A 21,541-nucleotide genomic window follows, 5' to 3' on the forward strand; every position below is an offset into this window, starting at 1 on the left:
TCAAATGTAATTATACTACTCCGTTGCTTCTCGCGTTTAATTTTCTCCACCACTAATGAATACATTCTTCGTCTCTTCTGAATTGTCTAAAGCTGATTCAGATCAGTTCAATCGAGCATCCGTTTTAAGCTTGTCTTACTCTTTAGGCACATACCAACAAATTCAGGAATCCATTATTGTAGCTGCGAAACGAGGGGAATCTCGAATGGCTTGCCTTGCCAATGTTCACATGACGGTAGAAGCCTCCAATGATCCTGCTTTTTCCAACATCGTTAATGAAGCAGATTGGGTGACTACCGATGGGGTTCCTCTGACTTGGGCACTTCGTTTACGACTTGGTATTAAACAAGACCGCATAGCGGGGTTTGATTTACTCTCCGACTTAACCCGGCGGGCAGCGGAAGAGGGCTTACCTGTCTTCTTTTACGGTTCCACACCTGATATGTTGAAGCAGGTTACAGCAAAGTGCTATGAATTGTACCCAAGCATTCAGATTGTGGGTACTCTATCCCCTCCTTTTCGTCCGTTAACCTCATCTGAAGAGGAAGACATTATTACGCACATCAATGAAACAGGCGCTCGGTTAGTTTTTGTAGCCCTGGGCTGTCCCAAGCAGGAGCGTTGGATGGCCCAAATGCGAGGAAGGATTCAAGCAGTAATGGTGGGTGTTGGTGGCGCATTGCTAATTTTGGCTGGTATACAAGGTCGTTCCCCCATGTGGGTGCAGCGCGCTGGTTTGGAATGGCTTCACAGGCTGGCGATGGAGCCTCGGCGTTTATTTAAACGCTATGCCGTTACAAATTCATTGTTCATCGTACGGCTGGCTCGTCAACTCCTAAGCCAATGAGTTGGCGGGAAAGATTTTGTTTATGTGGTTTTTGGTGGCTGCTTTTCATTTTTGCATAAGTCAACTGAAGTTAGCTTTACGTCTGTCTAATGAACGTCAATGCCTCTCCATGGTCATGTCTCCATACTACGAAAAGAGAATTGTTCGCACAGTAGCTTTCTTCGTTGGTCTGCTCTTCTTCGCTCTTACCAGTTGTAACGAAAGCTTTGATGCCTTAAGCTATCCCGGCTTCGTTGGTTTTGACGCCGGTAACGAAGGCTGGCGTGTTAGTGAAGGAGGCATTGGAAGTTATAGCGCCACAGGTGGTAATCCCGACGGTTACATAGTTGGAATTGATAGTGCATATGGAGTCTGGTATTTCGTTGCCTCACGAAGCTTTGTTCATGAAACTCGTAAGTATTATGACTGAACGCTTAAATTTGATCTGATTCAATCGGCAACCGATTCTCAGATTAATGCTTCTGACGTTATCCTGACAGATGGGACTACTACCCTGACGTTTAATACAAGCCACTATCCTAACACCACCTGGACACACTATTCGGTCAAGCTGGATGAACTTAGCGGTTGGAAGAAAGGAAATGCAAAGGCAACTAAAGCCGATATGCAGTCTGTATTGGCAAACCTGACCGATTTGAGAATTCGGGGTGAGTTCAGGGCCGGTCCAGATCAGGGTGGCCTGGATAATGTTATTCTTTATTAGGCAAACAGGCTTCAGTCTTGTGATCGGGTTCACCTACCCCCTACCGTTGGCTTGTCACGTGTGGCCTGTTGATCGGGCGGCACAGGGCCCCGATCGCCCTGAATTGGCTGATCACGTCTTCTGCACGTTGGGTATCGCCGAGGGGAAGTGAGAAGACTTCTCCGCAAAGTATGGCGTGTGCCCGGTCGTAAGCGTCAATGACAGTAAGCTGAAAATATCCTGGAAGAGCTGGACGGATGTGAGCTTACGGTAGCCTACCTGCCAACCGTAGAAAAGTACGTAACTCATGCGTTTTCCTGTATCGTTCGATCAATGTACGCAGAAAAGCGAGCTACAGTTTTCTCTCTGACAGAGAGATCAACGCCGTTTTTAATAAAAAAAAGTATTGATTGCTAGCGGAGGGGTTGGGTAAGATATAGCCAGACGAGTAAGCAGGCGAAGAGTAGATACAAAAGGCCAGCGGCCGTGCATTTCGTTTGGCAATACGTTCCCTGTTTGGTTGTCAGGGCTTCGTGGAAGAAGGTGACTGTCATGGCTGCTTGCAGGAGCACTGATACAATCACCGCCAGGGCAACATTCATATAAATAGTAACTGATAATGGGCGGAGTAGCCGTCAACTACTTTTACTTAAGTAATTTTTTGCGTTCAAAATTCTATAGGGCTAATATAGATAATAAAACACGTAACTGAGCCGCTTGATATTGAATTTTTTCGCTTTTTACTATGAGTATAATTACTATTATACCTAATTGCGATAGGCTACTACTTATACATTCTTTGTAACCCTATGTTTCCTTCCTACAACAGCGTTATCGTTAAGCCGAATAACTTTCGAACTACCAACGTCAGTATAGCTGATTATTAGCCCGACGCAGGTATTTATTCTAACTAGCGGATAAGTTAATGAGCAAACACATGGTTTGCGCCCGTTGGTTTAGCTGGGTAAGAACACGGGTATGATTGACAAGTTTCTTGCACTGCTGGCGTGTACAATTCGATTCGGGGGCGTCTATCTGGTCCATATCCTGCACCAGCATGTCCAACTCCCGATGCATTCGACTCAGCAGCCTTCTCAATTGACCAACCGGACACTGGCCTGAATTTATAGACGGAACGTTGTTTATCCCAACCTGAGCAATGTAAGGTCGCAACTGATTGTAATGGTTATAAAAAGTAGAGACGGCCTCAAACCAGTTCGCTAAAACTGTTGTGTACGTCGATTGGTCAATTAGCAACTTGTCAGCAGGGTGGGTTTTACCGTCCATTTAATCGTTTTATTTTACTCTTTAGACCTTTATTTGGTCAAAATGTCATTTCACGTACTAATAAATTTAACTATTTTCATAATACAATACATTGATTACATCAGGTTTATCAATGTATTTATACATATCTCTACGCACGTTTTTTTATGAATCTGCAGCAAAAATAGAGCCAACAAAGGTATTTTTGCGCAGTTAAGGTACCATATAATATACAAATTATCGAAATCGACACACAAGAGCAAACCCAAAAATTTATCAATTTTTACAAAAAAAAACAGCTATCACCTACAAGATGACAGCTGTATACATTCCACCATTCACTGCATACAGCAGTAAGTCATAGTTACCCATATCAGGCGGAAAGGTTCGAGCAAGTGAGGTAATGGGGCTCAACGAAATACAGCCGCCACCTAGAAGGCAACGGCTGTGCGTACTATCTTAACGTTGCACTAACCTCTTCTTTACTGCTGATTTGCGAGGTTGTTGACCAGCAGCTAGTATAATGAGGTAGCGGGAGCTTAGTTTAAACGGGTAGGTATACGCTAAAGGTAGCCCCCTGCCCTGCTGCGCTGCATGCGCTGATGAACCCATTATGGTTAGTGGCCACCTTCTCACACACGGCCAGCCCAATACCCGTACCGGCATACTCGCTTTTACCGTGCAGCCGCTGAAAAACCTGGAAGATTCGATCCACGTACTTTTCGTCAAAGCCAATTCCATTGTCCGACACATCGATCCGGTGGTAAGCGAGGGCACTTGTGGTTTGCTTCTTACCCGCCGGAAGACTATCGGCGGAGACCCATCGAGCCGTTACCCGGACAACGGGCTGCGCATCTTTTCGCCGAAACTTGAGCGCGTTGGTCAGTAGGTTTTGGAAAAGCTGTCCCAGTTGAGACGCATCTCCCGTAATGGTAGGCAACAGATCAGTCTGCACATCGGCGCCATTTTTGGCAATAGCCAGTTCCAGATCGACCAGTACTGCTTTGACGACCTCATTAAGTGATACCGCCATGGTGTTTTCGCGCCGGGTGTGAATGCGGGAGTAGCTCAGTAAATCACGAATGAGGGTCGACATGCGCGAGGCCGCACCCTGCATTCGCTCCAAATAAATGACCCCTTCTCCTAACTGATCCGTATATTGATTTTTCAATAAATCGCCAAACGACTGGACTTTACGCAAGGGCTCCTGTAAATCGTGGCTGGCAATGTAGGCAAACTGTTGCAGGTTTTCGTTTGACCGGGAGAGCAGGTTATTCGAATCGCTCAGGGCTTCATTGGCCGTTGCCAGTTCCTGCGTTCGTTGCTTTACCTGCTGCTCCAACTCCGTGGATAACGCAGCATACCGCTCTTCACTCTGCTTCAGGGCCCTGTTCGAACTTCTGAGCTCCATCAGGTTTACTACTTGTTTGGCCAGAATTTTCAGCGCATCCAACTGGGGTTGCTCCAGTTGCTTGGGCTGATTGTCAATAACGCACAGCGCACCCAGGGAAAAACCATCTGAATCAATCAGGGGAACCCCCGCGTAGAATACCACGTGCGGATTGCCCGTTACGTAGGGATTACCGGAAAATCGTTTGTCTTCTCTCGAATCCGTTACGATCATCGGGTCTTCCGGGTTAGCCTGGGCCTGATGACTACAGAATGCATATTCGCGCGGTGTCTCCTGAATATCAATTCCGTAACTAGATTTAAACCATTGGCGTTTTTCCTCAAGGAAACTGATTAGGGCAATGGGCGTCTGGCATATTTGGGAAGCCAGCTTGGCAATATCATCATAATCTTGTTCGGGCAACGAATCCAGAATATCGTAACTTCTTAAGGCTTCTAATCGGCTGTTTTCTTCATGTGAAGATGGCGAGGTATGCATAGAGCACAAACTGAAAGATAATAGGGTAAGTAAATTAACGGACCGATAAAAGCTGATTCTTGTACAACAACAGTGTCCGTCAACTTGTTACTGACATTACCAGCTGGATTTACTTAATGCTGTACAGGACAAGGAGATAGCTTTAATCTATTCACGTAAGCACCGTTCAGCCTGACCGGAACTGGCTTACCCGCTTCACAACACAGCGTTGCTACGGGGTTTGTTCGGGAGTATATCTAGAAACCTGATTTATAAAAAAACCGTCCCTAATAAGCAGCAAAGGCACTTTTAGCGCACTTGAGTAGGATTACGTTTATCGGCTATACCCGGAGATGCTGGTGAAACTAGCGAATCAGCCACCGGTTATTTTTTTTCTTAATTGATCTCAGCCGGGCATTATTTGGAGCAGAACAGAGTTATTTAACTGAGGTTTTAATGGTTTTTTAATCCTAAATGCAGAATTTTGCACAGCACAACCGTTTATCTACTCGACTGACGCACGAACAAATTCAGCTCATCTTTGAGTATATATACGAGTAACCAGAACCTCAACACAACCAGATACATCACCCCTATGATCAGAACAACAACCGGATGGTCTTGTCAAGAAGCCTGATACGCCCGCTCTTCAGCTGGTAAAAAAGCGCTGGTATATAATTGCATGAACATCTCTATAATTTCCCCAAATGGCAAGTAAACTTATTGTTGAGCCTTTGCCTTCGCCAACTCAACGACTGATTCGTCTTCTTACTACCGAAAAAAAGGACATTGGCTACATATTCCTCTACGCTATAATCACGGGTGCCATCAGCCTTTCTCTACCCCTGGGTACGCAGGCTGTTTTTACCCTGGTTTCGAGTGGTCTCATTTTCAGTTCTGTCTACGTAATGATTAGCCTGGTGATTCTGGGAATCGTGGTAGCGGGCTTGCTGCTGGTAGCACAAACAACACTGGTTGAAGTGCTTCAGCAACGCATTTTCACCAAAGCCGCCTTTGAATTTGCTTACCGGCTACCCCGTATTGACCCCGAAGCGTTATCGGCTTATCATCCACCCGAACTGATGAACCGGTTCTTCGATGTCCTGACGATTCAGAAAGGGATGCCTAAGCTTCTGGTCGATATTACAACGGCCGTTGTTCAGATTGTTTTTGGCTTATTACTGCTCTCCGCCTACAACCCGATTTTCATCGGCTTCAGTATTTTCGTCGCCCTGGCGGTGTGGCTGGTCATCCGGGTACTCAGCCCTAGCGGTATCAGAACCAGCCTGGCCGAATCGAAGTACAAATACAAGGTTGAAGCCTGGCTGGAAGAAATGGCTGGCGCCTTACCGGAACAACGGCAGGAACCTGACCATCCGCCGATCGACCAGACCGAAGCTATGGCCAAGATGGACGAATTGGTAGCGGGCTATCTCAAGAACCGGCAGGATCACTTTAAGGTGATCAAACGATTTCTGTATAGCGGAGTGGCTTTCAAAACTATCGTCGTTGGCGGTTTGCTGATTCTTGGCACATCACTGGTGGTTAGCCGCCAGATGTCGCTTGGTCAATTTGTTGCCTCCGAGGTGATGATTGTTCTTATAACCGGCGCAGTCGATAAACTTTTGTCAGGAGTCGATACAGTATTCGATATGCTGACAGCCGTCGAGAAAATTGCCACCGTTACGGATTTACCGCTTACAACTTCCGACGTTGAACCTGAATTACACTGAGCACGAAAAGCCCTGAACTGTGGGCGGCTGCTTTATCATTTATGCTAAATATCTCAAACGAGCGGGTCGATATCAAAAAACTCGACCGGTATCCTATCAAAGCTTTACGCACGTTACCCAATCCAGACACCAGTCGGCGGTTGGGGCGCTGGTGGCTGTTTTTTCTACTGGTCGGCATCGTCGTCATGTTCCTACCCTGGCGTCAGAACATCGACGGAACGGGAACGTTAACGGCCCTTACGCCGAAAGATCGTCCCCAAACTATCCAGAATACCATTGCCGGTCGCATTGAGCGCTGGTACGTCAAGGATGGTGATTTCGTCAAGCAGGGCGATACGCTATTGATCATCTCCGATATCAAAGATGAGTTTTTTGACCCGGCGATCATTCAGCGGCTTAACGAACAACTCGCGGCTAAAGTCGGCTCTGAGCAGGCTTACCTGTCCAAGATCAAGGCACTGAACAATCAGATCCTGGCACTCGAAGCCGGGGTTCGGGTCAATCTGAATGCCGCCCGGAACCGGGTTAAGCAGTCGCAGTTTCGCCTGGACGCCGACGAGGCTGATTTACGGGCCATTCGGCGAAACTACCAGATCACACTCGACCGGATTGCCCGGTACGAAAAGGCTTACCAAAGCGGACTTATTTCACTGACCGACCTGGAAGGCCGACGGGTAAGCGTCCAGGAAGATAATGCAAAAGTTATCGCCCAGGAGAACAAACTGAGCATTACCCGTCAGGAACTGGTCAATGCCCGACTTGACCTGAGTAAAATCCAGGCTCAGTTTGATGAGGACGTAGCGAAGGCTCGTTCAGACCTGAGTTCGGCCGTGTCGAGCCGCACACAAACGGCGGGTGAAATAGCTAAACTGCGCAACGAAATCAGCAACGTGAAGGTGCGTCAGGGGCTCTACGTGGTTCGGGCACCTCAAAACGGGTTTATCGTTCGGCCGGCCAAAACAGGAATCGGCGAAAACATCGCGGCTGGCGAATCCATTGCGACCCTTCAGCCAGACAAGCCTCAACTGGCGGTCGAGCTTTACGTTCGGGCAATGGATGTACCGCTGATCCAGCGGGGTCGAACTGTCCGGTTGCAGTTCGACGGCTGGCCGGCCATTCAATTTTCGGGCTGGCCCAGCGTAGCGGTCGGTACGTTTGGTGGTAAGGTGGAAGTCATCGACGCTGTGAGCAGCCCCGATGGCCGGTATCGGCTACTGGTACGTCCTATCCAGCAACCGGGCGACCAGCCCTGGCCAGATCAATTGCGAGTCGGGTCGGGTGTACGCGGATGGGTTATGCTCGACGATGTCCCGATCTGGTACGAACTATGGCGATTGCTCAACGGATTCCCACCCAGTTTAAAGGCTGAGCCTGCAAAAGCAACCCCCTCATGATCCGACTAACTTCATTACGTACGTTTCTAATGAGATGTCTGGTTCTTTGGCTGTGCGTACTGTCGTTTACGCTTCACGGCCAGAATGACACATCCCGCCTGGACACAACGGTTTTCCAGGCCCGGGTATTTTATGATCTGGTCCGGCAGCATCACCCGCTTATTCGGCAGGCTGGTTTATTCGGCGAAGAAGCCAGGCAGGTTGTGATGCAAGCCCGGGGCGCTTTTGACCCCAAGCTGGTCTCGCATTATGATCGTAAAGAGTTCGGCTCTGATTTGTATTACGATCACTGGCAGAATAAGTTGGCGATTCCTATCTGGCCCGCTGGCATTGATATCAACATTTCTTACGACCGGAACGACCCGGCCGGCCGGTACATCAATCCGGAAGAACGCACTCCGCCAACGGGGCTTACGGGCGTTGGTTTGAGTATGCCCATTGGGCGAACCCTGTTCATGGATGCCAGACGGAATGCTGTGCGACAGGCTCGTGTGGCGCAAAATCTGGCCGAAGCGGATCGAATCAGCTTGATTAACAAAACGCTTTACGATGCGGCCAGTGCGTACTGGGATTGGTTTCTGGCTCATCAGCAACGGCGGCTACTGACAGACGGGTACGTGCTGGCCGAACAGCGGTTCAGGGCGTTACGCCTGCAGGCGCAACTGGGCGATGCGGCTTACATTGATACAACAGAAGCGCTGATTACCGTACAGGATCGTCAGGTGCAACGGCAAAAAGCCTTAGTTGATGAGCAGAATGCCCGGCTACAGGTTAACGTTTTCTTGTGGACTCCCGACGGGCAACCGGCGGAGTTGCCTCCTTACACGCTGCCGCAGATGCCCGCAGCCATGTCGATTGATCTGGTCCGGCAATCGCTTCTGGATCAGGCTGCTCAACGCCACCCGGACCTGCTCAAACTCGACGGTAAATTGCAGCAGCTAACGATAGAGGAGCGGTTCAGGCAGGCGATGATTCAGCCACAGATTGCCCTGAGTGCCAGTTTACTCAGCCAGACACCCGCTCTCGACGTTGGCTACGACTGGAGCAGCTACTACTCGTTTCGGCCGCAGAACTACAAAGTTGGACTGGATATTGTGTTCCCGTTGTTTCTCCGCAAGGAACGGGGTAAGCTTCGGGAGGTTCAGATCAAATACCAGCAAACGCTGCTGGATCGTCAGTACAGGGGGCGATCTGTCGTGAACGATGTTCAGATGGCCTATAATCAGCTTCAGGCATTGGTGGACCAGATCACAACCCAGCAACAGGCAGTCGAAAACCAGCGGATTCTGGTCAGAGGGGAAACGGAAAAATTTCTCCTGGGGGAGAGTTCTCTTTTCCTGGTCAACTCCCGGGAAACCAAATTGATTGACCTGCAACTGAAAAGCGAATCGCTCAAGGCATCGTACCAGAAAGCGGTTGCCGAACTTTATTACCTGGCTGGAAGAAACATCGACCTGAACAACTAGCCTGTTCATCAACTTACCAGACAGCCCCCTATTGCCGGAAGAATTTTCTTCCGGCAATAGGGGGCTGCTTCATTTAAGACCGGTTTACCCGTATGCCCACTCCAGCAGACAATACCCTTCTCCTACCCTTCTTTTTTACCATTCAGCAGAAATAGTCAAATCTAAATTACGGGAATTCCCCGCTCACATATCATCAGTTGTCATTCACACCCAAAATGGTGTCGTTGATATACATATAGCGATTCAAGGATAGATCTTCGGCTAACTTCGGTATAAAAAACAACCAGAGTAATTACTAACTAGCCCAATGTACTTAACTAATCAAATGAACAACCAGTGGATTGCTTCGCAACAATCGCTCGACACGGCCTACTTACCTCCTCAAGATCGTTATCACGAAGGCCAAAAGCGATAGCAGGCCAGACGCGAGTGGACATCTGTGCAACGGTAGCTGTTGACTGGAAAACACTATCTCCAATCTTATAGTACTACTAGTCAATGATATACATAATCTGTATACAATACATCTACGCTTCTTTTTAGACAGTAAGATTCCTTTTTGTGTAGATTTAATCCATTCATGATGGTACGCATCTACTAGACAAGGCATTAATTAACTCCACCTAGCAAACAAGAAGGCACGAAAGCAAAGTACCATCATTTCTTTCTTTTGTTAAAATAAAGAAGGCACTCAGCCCGCACAAATAACCCATTTCTTTACCGCTTCTGAGAAGTGAGTCAGTATCTCTATTGCTGATATTTCCATTTTGTAACTCTGTATTTACCATCAACGATGAGCAAAAGTTTTGTTATCTCAACTTCTGAAGGAACGTCTGTTTCAAACATTATTTTGTCCGTACGCGTCAACGATCTCCGGATTGGCTGGCAAAATAGATCGATCAGTGATCTGATTATGATCAAGGGCGTACGGGGCTATAGCTGGCTATACTGGAACGACGGCAGCAAGCAAATTATGGCCTATACCATCAAGCATTACGAGAATCAATTACCGATTGATGATTTCATTCGCGTTCACCAGAACTGCGTCATCAACCGGAACTTTGTTCAGAAAACACAGCTCACGCACCGGGGCCCCATGTTGCGCCTGGCCACGGGTACCGAAATAATAATTTCCCGACGTCGCTGGTCAATGGTAAAAAAAGAACTGCAGCACCTTTACTGGGGATAAGGGCTGGTCTGGTCACCAGCCAAGCGTGTATCGGGTGTACTCAGCACCCGGTATTTAGTCATCCATCGTCCTGCTACTATGCCTCCCGCTGCGCGTTTAACGGATATGCACACCTGTCCTCAAGTAACCCCACCCGGCATTCCGCATGTGGGCGGCCCCATTGTTGGTCCCGGTTGCCCAACGGTATTGATTGGCAGCCTACCTGCTGCCCGCGTCGGCGACTCACTGGTCTGCGTAGGGCCTCCCGATACCATCGTGAAAGGCTCGGCAACGGTGCTGATTGGCGGAGCACCAGCGGCTCGCCTGGGTGACCTGACAGCACACGGAGGCTCGATTATACTAGGGCTACCGACCGTGATGATTGGCGGTTAAGCTAAACACGCATAGTCAGGTTTCTAGATTTTTCCTTATGGATGTCATATCCCCGTTTCTGCTAAGTTACATCGTTGTTAGTCTAATCACGTTAGGCTTGTTCATCGCCACGATATGGCTGAACCGTAAGCTTGAGTTGATGAGCAACAAGCGGCTGATCCTGACCGTTCTGCTCAGTGGTTTACTCATGGCGCTTGCCGGACTGTTTGGCCTGAACGGGTTACAGTTCATTCCGGTCTATTACGTTGTGGTTCAGCTGGTAAGTCTGTTGTGCGGTATTCTCTTCCTGAGTCGGATGATAGCCGATATGGGACCGGCTTTTGCCACCAGACCCACCTTTGTGGTGCTCATGACAGCCAGCGTCGTTGGTTTCGGCATTGTTTTGTTCACTCCCCTGTTCAATTACCTGAGCAGTCTCCGATACGGGTTGCTCCAGTATGATTTGTGGGCGTCGAGCAGCTTATTACCTTTTCTGTTGCCAGTTCTGTTTGCTTATACCTTCCATTCGCTGGTGAACGTGCCGAACGAAATCTATAAATTATGGTATTACCCGCGCCACGCCGAAGAAGTAACGATGGAGGGCGTTGATTACTACCGGCTTATGCTGCTGGAAGTGCAGATTTACAAAGACCCGAACCGAAAAGAACCGCCGATTAAGGTAAAAGCGCGTACAACCGGCGATGTTCCGTTTGGCACCTGGTTTCAGAAATTTGTTGATGATTACAATCACAAATTCCCGAACGACCCGATTCAGACGTTCGATGATACGGCCCACGAATATGGCTGGCTGTTTTACAGCCTGAAACCTTCTTTGTTTCGGCTTCGGTCGTATATTGATTTCGAGCAGACAATCGCTCAGAATAACCTTCGAGAAAACTACCTGATTGTTGCCAAACGGGTGGAAGAAATCAGCTAACAGCCTATGTTATTTCCCAAGAGCCACCTCCCGATCAACTGGATCGACGGCATGAAGCTGTCGCAGCAGCACTTCGTCGAAACCGATCACCACGTTCAGGATCTGGTGCGCGACTCCGTATCGCTATTTCTGACCAGTTATAATTACGGTCTGCTGCCCCCGGTAAAAGGAACGTCGGTAGCGCACGAATTCGATCTGCTCGAAAAAAACAGCAACCACGTTGAAGTTCGGTTATTCCGCTGTAACGCGATTACGCAGGGCGGCTGCCGCATTGCCATCAATCCGGATGTTCTGAAGTTTACGGTGCTGACAGCTTCGTTCGAAATTAACCAAACTCTCGACGATCAGCTCCGGCCAGACTACGATATTGTACTGGTTGTCAACCCGTTCAGAAAAGTACCCGTCGGAAATCCGGACCCGGAAGAATCCCCCCTGCGCCATCCGTACACGGAGTATTCCTATCAGCTCATGGTCGTATCGTCTGAGCAGATTAACGCTCACGATCTGGGACATCATCATCTGGTTATTGGCAAGGCTACGTACCACGAGGGGCATTACGTTGTTGATAGTCAGTACATTCCACCCTGCGCGTCGGTTGCGAGCCACCCCCGGCTAATCCAGTATTACAAGAATTTTGGCTGGGGCCTGAATGAAATTCAGGTTAGTTCGTTCAAAATTATCCGCAAGGTGCACGACCAGCCTCAGCCGTCGGACATGGCGCGCCGGGTTCAATCGTTCTGCATCCGCATTCTGGATTACCTGGGAACCGTTTTTTTTGAGTACCGTAACCTGGATCACCAGCATCCGCCGGTATATCTGGTCGGTTATTTTGCCAACCTGACCAGCCTTATTTATACGGAGTTGTACTGCCTGCCAACCCGCCAGAAAGAGGAATTGCTACACTATTTTTACGAGTGGACCGATGTGACGCCCGGCCAGTTCGAAGAATTGCTTCTGCGTTTGCTCGAACATGACTATAACCATCAGCAAATCGGGGGTTCCATGCTGGCGGTCGAGCAGTTTCTAAGCGTCTTTACCAGGCTCTGGAACAAGCTCAGTACACTCGAATATATCGGGCAGCGGAAAGATACGATTCTGGTTCGTGAGGAGGCACCCATTCAGCTCGCACCCACCCGGCGGGGCTGGAATATTCTGGACTGACGGGCAAGCCGGTAGCCGCGTCATAGTACCTGAAGTTGGCGTAAATCAGTCCCGCTTCCGGATCGTCAAATTGCCCTCCTCCCAAGTAGGTGTGCCAGTGGGGTGGTCCCGTCAGGGTATGCTTTTTCCCGAACAGGCACCATCGCCACGCCCAGACCGGGTCACCCTGTAGATTATGAAACGACAGCGGCTGACCAGCCACGTTACAGACAATGCTATACCACTGGCTACCAACCTGAAGCATCGTCGGTTCCTCTCCACCCGCCGTATACCAGGTTAGCTGAACCGGCTCACCACCCGGCGGCTGGTGCCATTCGTGGAGGAGTTGACGGCCGCTCCACGCCCAGCGTACCTGATACTCGTCGATCTTTTTGTCGATGCGTCGGCCGAGGGCATCGTAGGCGAACGTTACCACCCGGTTGTCGGGTCGGACAACTCGCTGCAACACGCCGGACTCGTGCCAGTCAAATGTCCAGATCTGACCCGACACCCGTTTTTCGCGCAGGTATCCGTCGGCGTCGTAGTAGAAATGAGCCGTACCGACCGTCAGCATCTGCCAGCCCAGCCCGGCCGTTTCGGTAGCGGGCTTTAAAAGCCGCTGTTGGTAGTGAGCCCGTTCAGCCACCCAGCGATCTGTCCAGCCAGCTGAGCAAATTACTTCCGTCGGGTCGTTAAACTGGTCATACCGGATGGCAGCAGTTCCGTACTGGTTATCCTCTATCCGAACAAGCCGCCGATGCTCCCAGGTATAGGCTTGGGAACGGGAAGCCTGCAAACCGCTTCCCCAGAAAAGCTTGTGATTGACGGGCAACGACCCGGTATTATACTGCCATCGACTCTCCAGTCCACCGGGCATCTGGCACCCCACCCGGCGACCCAGCCGGTCGTGGGTGACCTGTAACTGCCAGTCGGCATGCGCCTGCCGGACTAAATAGCCTTGATCGTTGTACGTATTTTGCGCGCCAGCCTGCTCCGACGATTGCCAGCTCGTTAACCGACCGACGTTGTCGTAATCTGTTGTTATCTGTACCGAACCCGAGGTCTCGGCAACAATCCGGCCCGAGGGATCTCGGGTAAACTGAGTGATCGTGGTTGGTGTAGCGGCTTCCATAAGCCAGCCATCCGGGCGATAATCGTAATGATACCAGCTCCCATCGCTGAACAGAACCTCGGTCAGTCGTCCAGCGGCATTGTAATGGAAGTTGGTCGACGTACCATCCGGCCGGGTATATTCGCGAACGCGCCCGGCCGCATCCCGGATGAATTGCCAGTTCAGGCGATTGCTGCGCCGAAGTCGAATGAGCAATCCGTCCGCATCGTACGTCAGGTGGTCCTGCGCAGCAGTCGATTCTCCCTTTTTATCGGCTACGGTGGCCCGTTCATCTATTTTCCCAACTGGTTCCGATCGGGCGCCGTCTGGCTGGGTAACGCTGATCAACTGACCTAAAAAATCGTATTCCCAGGTAGTTTGCCGACCCGTTTCGTCGGTGTGTAGATTCCGGTTTGCGTAGGCATCGTAGCCCCATACACTCCGCCCGGCTGGTGTTATGCGTTCTCGTAACAGACCGTCTTCCGCATACGTAAACATCGTTTCTGCTCCCTGCGGATCTGCGCAGGTAAGGAGTCGGCCGACTTCATCATAGGTCCATTGCCAAAGCCCGCCAGCGCGGTCGGTCAGGGTAATTAACTGACCGAGGTCGTTGTACTGCATCTGGAGCGTTCCCCCATCTGGCCAGGCAGCCTGGGTCATGTTCCCCTGCTCATCGTACGTAAAGAACGAGGTGTTGCCCAGCGCATTCTGCTCGCTGAGCAGTTCACCATACGCACTAAAAAACCAGACCCGTTGCCGACCACCCGCGCTGATAGAGCGCTGAACGATACCTTCTTCGTGTATATACTGCCTGACCCCACCCGCTCTGTCCGTGACGTGCGTACGTCCTTCCTCGACAAAGTACCGAAATTGAAGTGACTGCCCCCGCTCAAAGGTCAGTTCATTACATACATGCTGGCTCCCTATTTTTTCGTAGGCGAAATAAACACTTTGTCGCTGTGAATCGGTTAGACGAATCAGTCGGTGCTGGCGGTAATGATACTGAGCCATCGGCTGATTATGACCAACGACATCTCTCAGATCGTGAAGCTCATCGTACTGATACTCCACCAGCGTTTGCCGCTTCTGCGGTTGATTGGGGTAGACGATCTCTAGTCGGCTGATGGACTGATGGGCATTCGTTACGACATCGATAACCCGCTGAAAATCGTCACTTATTCGCCGAAGCTGCCCCGTACTGGTGTAGCTGAACCGAAGCCGGTAAGTAGTACCGATGGTTCCGACCGACGCCAACCGGCAAAGGCTACCGCTCGGATTCGTCGCAAAATAATAGATCAGGCCATCGGTCCCCTGCAACTGATACCCGTACTGATCGCGACGAAGCCGCCGTTTTTCGGATCGGTCCAGGAAGCTTTCCCCTTCGGCTAAAGCCGGAAATAAGATACCCCGGTTGTCAGGCAGGCGGATGATTACCTGACGACTGTGCCGATCTTCCAGCAACGTAATGTCATACGAATGACGCCAGCCATTACCCATCGATCCGGCAATTGGCTGATTGGAACGCCAGAAACGCGCCCACCGAAACGGCACCACACCCGGAATGTCCACATCGACCTGTTCAATCAGGACCTCGCCAGTGGCTATGTCCACAAATCGCCCGGCCAGCGTACGGCGTGCGGCAGGAAGTACCTGGCTGTCTTCCGGCCGAAGCCCCAGCCGCTGTCTGCTTTCGTCCAACTGATCATTGCTTTCCTCGTCCCGTCCTACGCTGCGCACAACAGCGGGATAAAGTAACCGGCGCAACCCTGATCGAAATACTGGTGATTCTGGCATACTAAGAAGGTAACGGAATGATGGTATGGTGCTGTCGGTTACTTACAACCGACAAGTGAGGTTTCTCGAAGCCTATCGACACAAGGTTTTGAGAAATCTTCTCTGTCAGATTTGAGAATCTGACAGCACATCAGCTGTTTTATAGTTACTAAGGGTACCGTTATTTTTTTCGCCAGCCGGGGCCGAGAAGCTGAGATAGCCGTTCAGATACGTTCTGTCTTTTTTCGGGCGTCTGTTGCTGCTGCCAGTAGACTTGGCCAATATCCGACAGACGGGCGGCCTGATGCTGTTCCGGAGGAAGATGTTCAGCCAGCGTTAACAACTGACGATAGTGCGTTTCGGACAGGCGCATCCGGCTTTCCTGCGCGTGGGCGACGGCTAGTCGGCGGTGACTTTCGATGGCCAGTAGCCACTCCTCCAGGGTTTCGGCCCGTTCGCTGGCCAGATTATAGCAGTCCATAGCACGCTGGCGCTGGCGTAACTCGCCATATACGCCACCCATACCCAACCAGGCTATGATGCTTAGTCGACCGGCGGCCCCATCGCCCTGACTGAATAACCGTTCCATCTGGTCGATTACCCGACTGTAGCGGTCCAACGCGTCCTCGTACCGACGATGATTCACGTAAGCGTGAGCGACCGACAGATGGACACTTCCCTCCAGACTATACCACTGTTCATGCTGGCAAATCAGCAGGCAGTTGTTGGCGAAATACTCGACATCCCGCAAATTACGCTGGGCCATTGCGTTGGACAACTCTGCATGCCATTGCCGAAACTTAACATCAGGGGCCGTCGGCGATCCAAACGACGCCAACTGTCGAATCACTTTCTGAAGCTGAAGGTCAATAGCGTGCGAATACACCACGGCACCGAACCGGCCCGGCAGGGTGGTCAGTTGTTCCTCACCAATCGTATCGGCAACGATAAGGCGAATATCGGGCGATAGCCTGCCCTGCAGCAACGCCGTCAGCACTTGCTCCAGTACAGCCGGACTCTCGGTTGACTGCGGCTGCAGACACAACACGCATACCCCATCGGTGTACTTACCCAGCTCTTTGACAAACCGGTTCAGATAGTCCACAAAACGAATCACAGAATCTGCTTCTCTTTTTCCCGGCTCACCGGTCCAGGTACGAACTAAGTCCCGCTCGGCCAGGAGTGCCAGATCGTGATCAATCTGACTGGCTAATTCGTTCAGTGCCAGCTCAAAATACGTTTGCCAGTGATGAACCGGCGTCCGCAGGGTAAAGAATATATCGTTGGAGATGGCATCGGGACCGGCCTGTTCCTGGAGAAAAACATCCAGAAACCAGCCTTCACCCGGCGCAAACAGCCAGCGGCATAGACGAGCATTGGGCAACCGCCGGAATTCCAGCCAGAGTCGTTCCATGACGGCCAGCCGCTGGCTCAACGGATTGGTAGCAACAAAGGGCATAGCTAAGCCGGATCGAGTTAATTGATCATAACCATTGTGCCCTTCACGGTGGTCATGCCGGAGCTTTTGACGTTCATCGTACCCGTTCCTTCGATATCGGTCATGCTGCCTTTCACAGCCATCTGCGCTGTAGCTTCAATTTTCACCTGCGCCCCTTTTATATTCACCGCCTGCTTGCCTTCTATCGTAACTGTGGTGCCCGAGAGGACAATTTCCGGTGCTTCAACGGTAACTTTAGCCGTGGCTTTTATCAGGATATCTTTAGACGACTGCACCGTAATCGTACCATTGCCGCTCGGCACAGTAATCTTAATAAAGTTTTTGTCGTCGACCTGCACATGAATCTCCTTTACGGCCGGTTTTTCGATAAACGTCAGGGTGCTGCCACTGCCCACGCTGATGTGTTTTTCTTCCTCGGGCTTACTGGTGTCGATGGCGCTGTTCTTCCCGTGCGGCAACGCGCCAATGACAAAGGGGCGCTCCGGGTCGTTGTATTCGAAACCCACCATCACCTGATCGCCAACCGTGGGCACAAACTGAAAGCCCCGCGTTTTTTTGTTGTCGGCGTGAACCCCGAAGTGGGGCTGGGTCATCCGGATAAACGGGGTTGTGTCGGGGCTGCTCATCCAGAGCATCTGCACCTTCACGCGGCCCATCCCTTTCGGATCCTTGTTCTCCATAACGACGCCGATCTGGGTCTGGGCCATGGGGCGTACCAGTTTACGGACGGGCATGGCGACCACCGTAGCTGGAATGGCCCGGAACCGGTTGTGGTACTGCCCGACGCCACTCACGTAATGCACGATATCGGTGACGAGATAGGGTACGGATTGCCCGCCTTTGCCCGATGGCGCATCCTTCACAATGATTTTGCAGCCCGGATACAGTCCGGGCACTTTTGCCTGCCCTTCCATATACTTCTCCTCGGCCGCCAGGGCCGCTTTGCGGTTGTCGCGATAGGGCGTCATATCGGCAGTGGCCTGGGCCGGGTGCGGGTTAATGACTCCGTTGCTCTCGGGTTTGCCGTACGGAGCCAGGTCTTTGGCACTTTCCGTTTCCAGCCGACGATCCTCTTCCGGCAGGTAATCATACTGCTTAAAGTAGGTCGGGGCGGCCCGTACACCCGTACGAAAGTGAATCAGGTTGGCCCCGAACGTCAGGGTTAGTGCCGACGGCGTGCCGGGGCTGGTGGTGAATTGTAGTTTTGCCCCGTCGTAATAAAACCAGGCGCCAAAATCATAGGCCAGCCGTTTAAGAAAATCCCAGATCGACTCCTGGTAGCGGACGCAGAATGGCAGTTTGGCGGGACCCAGCGGAGCCGTTACCTTTTTAGGCTGTGTGTATAAACTGAGAGAGGCCGATACCACGTCCGAAATCGACTTATCAATAAAGGTCTGGGTACCGGGCACGGTCCGTAAGGCTTCGCAATGGCCATGACCGATCAGCGTCATGAGTCCCCAGTATCCATCGTCCTGTTGCCGTAGCTCGGTTTGGGTAATAACGCCTTTGAACTCCAGCGGATCTGTCGACGGGTCGCCTTTGACGGTAAGGTCAATGGATTTTCGTTGCAGCTGGTCAAACTGATCCGAAAACAACGTCACCAATTCTTCAATAGCATCGTGTTCGAAATGGATTCGGAATTCATGCGTCGAATGAATGGACTGTTGTAGGGTTAGCGAGCGAAAAGACGAGATTCGTTTGCCCTCGATGAGTAACGTGGTTTCGGTAACGAGCGAGTAAGCTGACATGGCAAGGGGAAGCGAGAGAGTAAGAGCGCCTGATCAGGTACCGAAGAGAGCAGGCAAATAGGGTTGAATTTGGGTTCCGGAATTAACCACGCCGAATGTAAGAAAATGCTTGTCGATTCCCAACCAATTTTGTTTATTGGTTAGGATTTGTTAAGACCCCCTACCGTACGACCCATAAGTAACTATGAATCAGCCATTTTACCGTCTCCCAATTCGATTTGGACCTTTGATGGCCGGCAACGAATTGCCAACCTGTGGCGTGGGCGTTTCGATTGCGCAGACGCTGTATTTGCTGCTGCATACCCGGTACGGTGAACTACGAAGCGACCGCTCGTTCGGCTGCAAAATATGGGACATTGAGTTCGATCATACCATTCGAAACAGCCGCTGGATCGATTACCTGTGCGACTCACTCGAAGCGTCGATCCGGCAGCATGAACGCCGACTGAAGAGTCCTAAAGTAACGGTTCAGTTCCAGCCCGTTGAGCATCGGCTCGATGCAACACCGGAAGAATACCGACGGCTGGCAACCGTAACGGTCAATGCCATTCTGTGCGAAACGGAAGAGCCATTCCGGTTTGCGACCCAGTTGCACATCGGGCAGATGTCAACCTAACCAGGCGTTTCTTCTGGCAATTCCTCTTAACTACCCGACCACCCATGCCGCTGAGTGACCAACGATCTTATTTTTCCAAAGAAGCCATTCGGCAACGGTTGCTGCTGCACATGATGCAGATGTGGGGCGTTCGGGACCTGAACAACCTCGATTCGTTTGTCAGGATGCTGATCGATACCCTGGCCAATGAGGTGTATAAAATAAGCAACGAGTTTATGGAATCGGAGGGGCGGGTTCTTGAGCGCCTGGCCGACCTGCTAACCCCCGACTTGCTGACCATTCCCCGGCCAGCCCACGCCATTATGCAGGCTTACCCGGCCGAGCCCGTGGTCGAAATAGGCCCGAACCAAAGCTTTCTGTTTCAGCAGAAATACGCATCGCAGCTGATGGGTGAACTGGATAGTTTGCAGGATTTGTTTTTCACGCCCGTCGATTCGTTGAAGCTTATCGATGGGCGGGTGGCGTACCTCGCGTCAAGTGCTCACCTCCACGCGATTCACCCCCAACTGGGTAAACGGCTGGTAGCGCAGGCCGTACCCGGTCGAAAACTGGCCCCCAAAACGCTTTGGATCGGTCTAGCGCTCAACCCGGCCATTGAGTCGCTTGACCGGGTCAATTTCTTTTTCAACTGGCCGGGCGATGTAGACTCGCAGCCATTACTGCCCCTGCTGGCGTTAAGCAACTGGTACCTGAACGGGGTTCCGGTCCAGACGGCTACCGGACCAGCCTATGCCGTAGCTGGTGAAGGCGAAAACGACGGACCCGCCCAGCTACTATCCGAATACGAAATCAGCTACCAACTCGAACGCGACATCCGGCAAACGTACCAGACGCGCTTTGTTCATATAAATCAGCTGGACACCGGTGATCTGGACACGTTCAGGGTCCCCTATCCGGCTGCCTTTAGGGAAGTTTTTGGCGCTCAGGGACTGCAATCGTTGGGGAGCGAACCGCTGCTGTGGCTGGAGGTAACGTTTCCGGCCCGCTTCGATGAGACCGTGCTGGAAAAAATAGCCGTTGAGCTGAATGCGTTCCCGGCCCTCAACCGAAAAGCCAACCGAATTCTTTACCGCACCAACGCCAATTATAACCTGCTTCCGATCCAGACGGCACCCTTCGAAACACTGCTGCTGGTCAGAATGGTCGTGGACAGTAAAGAGCGGGTCTTTACGCCATTTCCCTTCCACAAGGCCGATCACATCGAAGAAGGCGGGTACGCCGTTCGTCGGGGTGGGGTTGAGCGGTTCGACGTTCGGAACGCCCGCGAACAACTGACCTTTCTGCTGGAACTGCTGCGCGATGAGTCGGTGGCGTTTGCGGTGTACGGGCAGGATACGGTGCGCTTGTTGCTGACCCAGCTTCAGGACCAGATCGAGCAACTGGAGCGCAAGGTTCATACCACCATTACGCCACCGATTGCCCTCAATCAATACGTTTTGTTCAAGCCGTTCGAAGAAGGCGATACCATGCAGGTTGACTTCTGGACAACCAACTGCGAATTAGCCAACCGCATACCCGCGGGTACCTCCCTGCAAGCGTACAGCTCAAATAGTCTGCATAGCGAGAGCATCAAGCTACTGACAACTACCCTCGGTGGTCGCAGCCGTCCATCAGCGCTTCACCGTGTACAGACGTACCGGTATGCGCTAATGACCCACCAGCGGATTGTCACGCTGGAAGACATCAGGGCCTTTTTTCACCATGAATTAGGGGGGTTACTGGACTCCGTGACGATCAGGAAGGGCGTAGCGACCGGCAACACACAACGGGAAGGGCTGATTCGCACCGTCGATATCAGCCTGCACCCGGCAGAGGATTGCACCCTTACGCCGGATGAATGGCGGGTGATGATGGAGGGACTTCATCAGAAGCTGATTCATCGGTCGGGCCAGGTGACAGCCTACCGGTTGTTCCTGACTCAGGCAACCCCACAAGTTTAGCGTTTAGCCCTGTTCCCTGTTT

Annotated in this window: 19 protein-coding genes; 12 read left to right on the forward strand and 7 right to left on the reverse strand. The window is 51.3% G+C overall.

What is annotated here, in order from left to right; genetic code table 11:
- Positions 1-55: 55 nt before the first annotated feature.
- The 3 genes from ACYU87_RS09630 to ACYU87_RS09640 all read left to right on the forward strand — a co-directional run bounded on the left by ACYU87_RS09630 (position 56) and on the right by ACYU87_RS09640 (position 1,550).
- Positions 56-847: a WecB/TagA/CpsF family glycosyltransferase gene (locus ACYU87_RS09630; RefSeq protein ID WP_461133853.1), complete on the forward strand. Its 792-nt coding sequence runs from the start codon at positions 56-58 to the stop codon at positions 845-847.
- A 115-nt stretch (positions 848-962) separates the two neighbouring features.
- Positions 963-1,256, forward strand: a complete 294-nt coding sequence (locus ACYU87_RS09635; protein ID WP_461133854.1) for a hypothetical protein — start codon at positions 963-965, stop codon at positions 1,254-1,256.
- Positions 1,257-1,271: 15 nt separating this feature from the next.
- Positions 1,272-1,550 carry a laminin B domain-containing protein gene (locus ACYU87_RS09640; protein ID WP_461134361.1) on the forward strand — a complete coding sequence of 93 codons (279 nt, stop codon included), beginning with the start codon at positions 1,272-1,274 and terminating at the stop codon, positions 1,548-1,550.
- Positions 1,551-1,661: 111 nt separating this feature from the next.
- On the opposite strand, the gene ACYU87_RS09645 is transcribed toward ACYU87_RS09640, so the two are convergent.
- The 4 genes from ACYU87_RS09645 to ACYU87_RS09660 form a co-directional block, all read right to left on the reverse strand.
- Positions 1,662-1,838 carry a hypothetical protein gene (locus ACYU87_RS09645; protein ID WP_461133855.1) on the reverse strand — a complete coding sequence of 59 codons (177 nt, stop codon included), beginning with the start codon at positions 1,836-1,838 and terminating at the stop codon, positions 1,662-1,664.
- A 104-nt stretch (positions 1,839-1,942) separates the two neighbouring features.
- A complete protein-coding gene (locus tag ACYU87_RS09650) occupies positions 1,943-2,131 on the reverse strand; it encodes a hypothetical protein (protein ID WP_461133856.1) in 189 nt (62 codons plus the stop codon).
- Between the two features lie 304 nt (positions 2,132-2,435).
- Positions 2,436-2,816: a hypothetical protein gene (locus tag ACYU87_RS09655; protein WP_461133857.1), complete on the reverse strand. Its 381-nt coding sequence runs from the start codon at positions 2,814-2,816 to the stop codon at positions 2,436-2,438.
- Positions 2,817-3,339: 523 nt separating this feature from the next.
- Entirely contained in the window at positions 3,340-4,683 is a 1,344-nt protein-coding gene (locus ACYU87_RS09660; protein ID WP_461133858.1) for a GAF domain-containing sensor histidine kinase, read from the reverse strand.
- Between the two features lie 686 nt (positions 4,684-5,369).
- Here ACYU87_RS09660 and ACYU87_RS09665 point away from each other — a divergent pair.
- The 7 genes from ACYU87_RS09665 (at position 5,370) to ACYU87_RS09695 (ending at position 12,893) form a co-directional block, all read left to right on the forward strand.
- The gene (locus ACYU87_RS09665; protein WP_461133859.1) at positions 5,370-6,395 is read left to right on the forward strand and encodes an ABC transporter transmembrane domain-containing protein; all 1,026 of its coding nucleotides are present in this window, start codon (positions 5,370-5,372) and stop codon (positions 6,393-6,395) included.
- A gap of 41 nt (positions 6,396-6,436) precedes the next feature.
- Positions 6,437-7,789: an HlyD family secretion protein gene (locus ACYU87_RS09670; RefSeq protein ID WP_461133860.1), complete on the forward strand. Its 1,353-nt coding sequence runs from the start codon at positions 6,437-6,439 to the stop codon at positions 7,787-7,789.
- 29 nt (positions 7,790-7,818) lie between these two features.
- Positions 7,819-9,255, forward strand: a complete 1,437-nt coding sequence (locus ACYU87_RS09675) for a TolC family protein (protein WP_461133861.1) — start codon at positions 7,819-7,821, stop codon at positions 9,253-9,255.
- 793 nt (positions 9,256-10,048) lie between these two features.
- Positions 10,049-10,444, forward strand: coding sequence for a LytR/AlgR family response regulator transcription factor (locus tag ACYU87_RS09680; RefSeq protein ID WP_461133862.1), 396 nt, complete (start codon positions 10,049-10,051; stop codon positions 10,442-10,444).
- A gap of 78 nt (positions 10,445-10,522) precedes the next feature.
- The gene (locus ACYU87_RS09685) at positions 10,523-10,816 is read left to right on the forward strand and encodes a PAAR domain-containing protein (protein ID WP_461133863.1); all 294 of its coding nucleotides are present in this window, start codon (positions 10,523-10,525) and stop codon (positions 10,814-10,816) included.
- A gap of 37 nt (positions 10,817-10,853) precedes the next feature.
- Positions 10,854-11,732, forward strand: coding sequence for a TssN family type VI secretion system protein (locus ACYU87_RS09690; protein ID WP_461133864.1), 879 nt, complete (start codon positions 10,854-10,856; stop codon positions 11,730-11,732).
- A gap of 6 nt (positions 11,733-11,738) precedes the next feature.
- A complete protein-coding gene (locus ACYU87_RS09695; protein ID WP_461133865.1) occupies positions 11,739-12,893 on the forward strand; it encodes a hypothetical protein in 1,155 nt (384 codons plus the stop codon).
- On the opposite strand, the gene ACYU87_RS09700 is transcribed toward ACYU87_RS09695, so the two are convergent.
- The 3 genes from ACYU87_RS09700 to ACYU87_RS09710 all read right to left on the reverse strand — a co-directional run bounded on the left by ACYU87_RS09700 (position 12,787) and on the right by ACYU87_RS09710 (position 18,963).
- Positions 12,787-15,777 carry a DUF6531 domain-containing protein gene (locus tag ACYU87_RS09700; protein ID WP_461133866.1) on the reverse strand — a complete coding sequence of 997 codons (2,991 nt, stop codon included), beginning with the start codon at positions 15,775-15,777 and terminating at the stop codon, positions 12,787-12,789. The two genes, ACYU87_RS09695 and ACYU87_RS09700, sit on opposite strands and share 107 nt — an antisense overlap.
- A gap of 160 nt (positions 15,778-15,937) precedes the next feature.
- Positions 15,938-17,215 carry a hypothetical protein gene (locus tag ACYU87_RS09705; RefSeq protein WP_461133867.1) on the reverse strand — a complete coding sequence of 426 codons (1,278 nt, stop codon included), beginning with the start codon at positions 17,213-17,215 and terminating at the stop codon, positions 15,938-15,940.
- 17 nt (positions 17,216-17,232) lie between these two features.
- Complete coding sequence (locus ACYU87_RS09710; RefSeq protein ID WP_461133868.1) at positions 17,233-18,963, reverse strand: type VI secretion system Vgr family protein; 1,731 nt, start codon at positions 18,961-18,963, stop codon at positions 17,233-17,235.
- A gap of 184 nt (positions 18,964-19,147) precedes the next feature.
- On the opposite strand from ACYU87_RS09710, the gene ACYU87_RS09715 reads away from it, so the two are divergent.
- Both ACYU87_RS09715 and ACYU87_RS09720 read left to right on the forward strand, forming a co-directional pair.
- Entirely contained in the window at positions 19,148-19,579 is a 432-nt protein-coding gene (locus ACYU87_RS09715; RefSeq protein WP_461133869.1) for a GPW/gp25 family protein, read from the forward strand.
- Between the two features lie 44 nt (positions 19,580-19,623).
- On the forward strand, positions 19,624-21,519 hold the full coding sequence (locus tag ACYU87_RS09720) for a hypothetical protein (protein ID WP_461133870.1): 1,896 nt from the start codon (positions 19,624-19,626) through the stop codon (positions 21,517-21,519).
- The last annotated feature ends 22 nt before the right edge of the window (positions 21,520-21,541 follow it).

The organism is Spirosoma lituiforme (assembly GCF_054776635.1).

Bases quoted from the DNA above. Each gene is read 5' to 3' on its own strand.
- ACYU87_RS09630 (WP_461133853.1), top strand. From the start codon at position 56: ATGAATACATTCTTCGTCTCTTCTGAATTGTCTAAAGCTGATTCAGAT.
- ACYU87_RS09635 (WP_461133854.1), top strand. From the start codon at position 963: ATGTCTCCATACTACGAAAAGAGAATTGTTCGCACAGTAGCTTTCTTC.
- ACYU87_RS09645 (WP_461133855.1), bottom strand. From the start codon at position 1,838: ATGAGTTACGTACTTTTCTACGGTTGGCAGGTAGGCTACCGTAAGCTC.
- ACYU87_RS09650 (WP_461133856.1), bottom strand. From the start codon at position 2,131: ATGAATGTTGCCCTGGCGGTGATTGTATCAGTGCTCCTGCAAGCAGCC.
- ACYU87_RS09655 (WP_461133857.1), bottom strand. From the start codon at position 2,816: ATGGACGGTAAAACCCACCCTGCTGACAAGTTGCTAATTGACCAATCG.
- ACYU87_RS09660 (WP_461133858.1), bottom strand. From the start codon at position 4,683: ATGCATACCTCGCCATCTTCACATGAAGAAAACAGCCGATTAGAAGCC.
- ACYU87_RS09665 (WP_461133859.1), top strand. From the start codon at position 5,370: ATGGCAAGTAAACTTATTGTTGAGCCTTTGCCTTCGCCAACTCAACGA.
- ACYU87_RS09670 (WP_461133860.1), top strand. From the start codon at position 6,437: ATGCTAAATATCTCAAACGAGCGGGTCGATATCAAAAAACTCGACCGG.
- ACYU87_RS09675 (WP_461133861.1), top strand. From the start codon at position 7,819: ATGAGATGTCTGGTTCTTTGGCTGTGCGTACTGTCGTTTACGCTTCAC.
- ACYU87_RS09680 (WP_461133862.1), top strand. From the start codon at position 10,049: ATGAGCAAAAGTTTTGTTATCTCAACTTCTGAAGGAACGTCTGTTTCA.
- ACYU87_RS09685 (WP_461133863.1), top strand. From the start codon at position 10,523: ATGCCTCCCGCTGCGCGTTTAACGGATATGCACACCTGTCCTCAAGTA.
- ACYU87_RS09690 (WP_461133864.1), top strand. From the start codon at position 10,854: ATGGATGTCATATCCCCGTTTCTGCTAAGTTACATCGTTGTTAGTCTA.
- ACYU87_RS09695 (WP_461133865.1), top strand. From the start codon at position 11,739: ATGTTATTTCCCAAGAGCCACCTCCCGATCAACTGGATCGACGGCATG.
- ACYU87_RS09700 (WP_461133866.1), bottom strand. From the start codon at position 15,777: ATGCCAGAATCACCAGTATTTCGATCAGGGTTGCGCCGGTTACTTTAT.
- ACYU87_RS09705 (WP_461133867.1), bottom strand. From the start codon at position 17,215: ATGCCCTTTGTTGCTACCAATCCGTTGAGCCAGCGGCTGGCCGTCATG.
- ACYU87_RS09710 (WP_461133868.1), bottom strand. From the start codon at position 18,963: ATGTCAGCTTACTCGCTCGTTACCGAAACCACGTTACTCATCGAGGGC.
- ACYU87_RS09715 (WP_461133869.1), top strand. From the start codon at position 19,148: ATGAATCAGCCATTTTACCGTCTCCCAATTCGATTTGGACCTTTGATG.
- ACYU87_RS09720 (WP_461133870.1), top strand. From the start codon at position 19,624: ATGCCGCTGAGTGACCAACGATCTTATTTTTCCAAAGAAGCCATTCGG.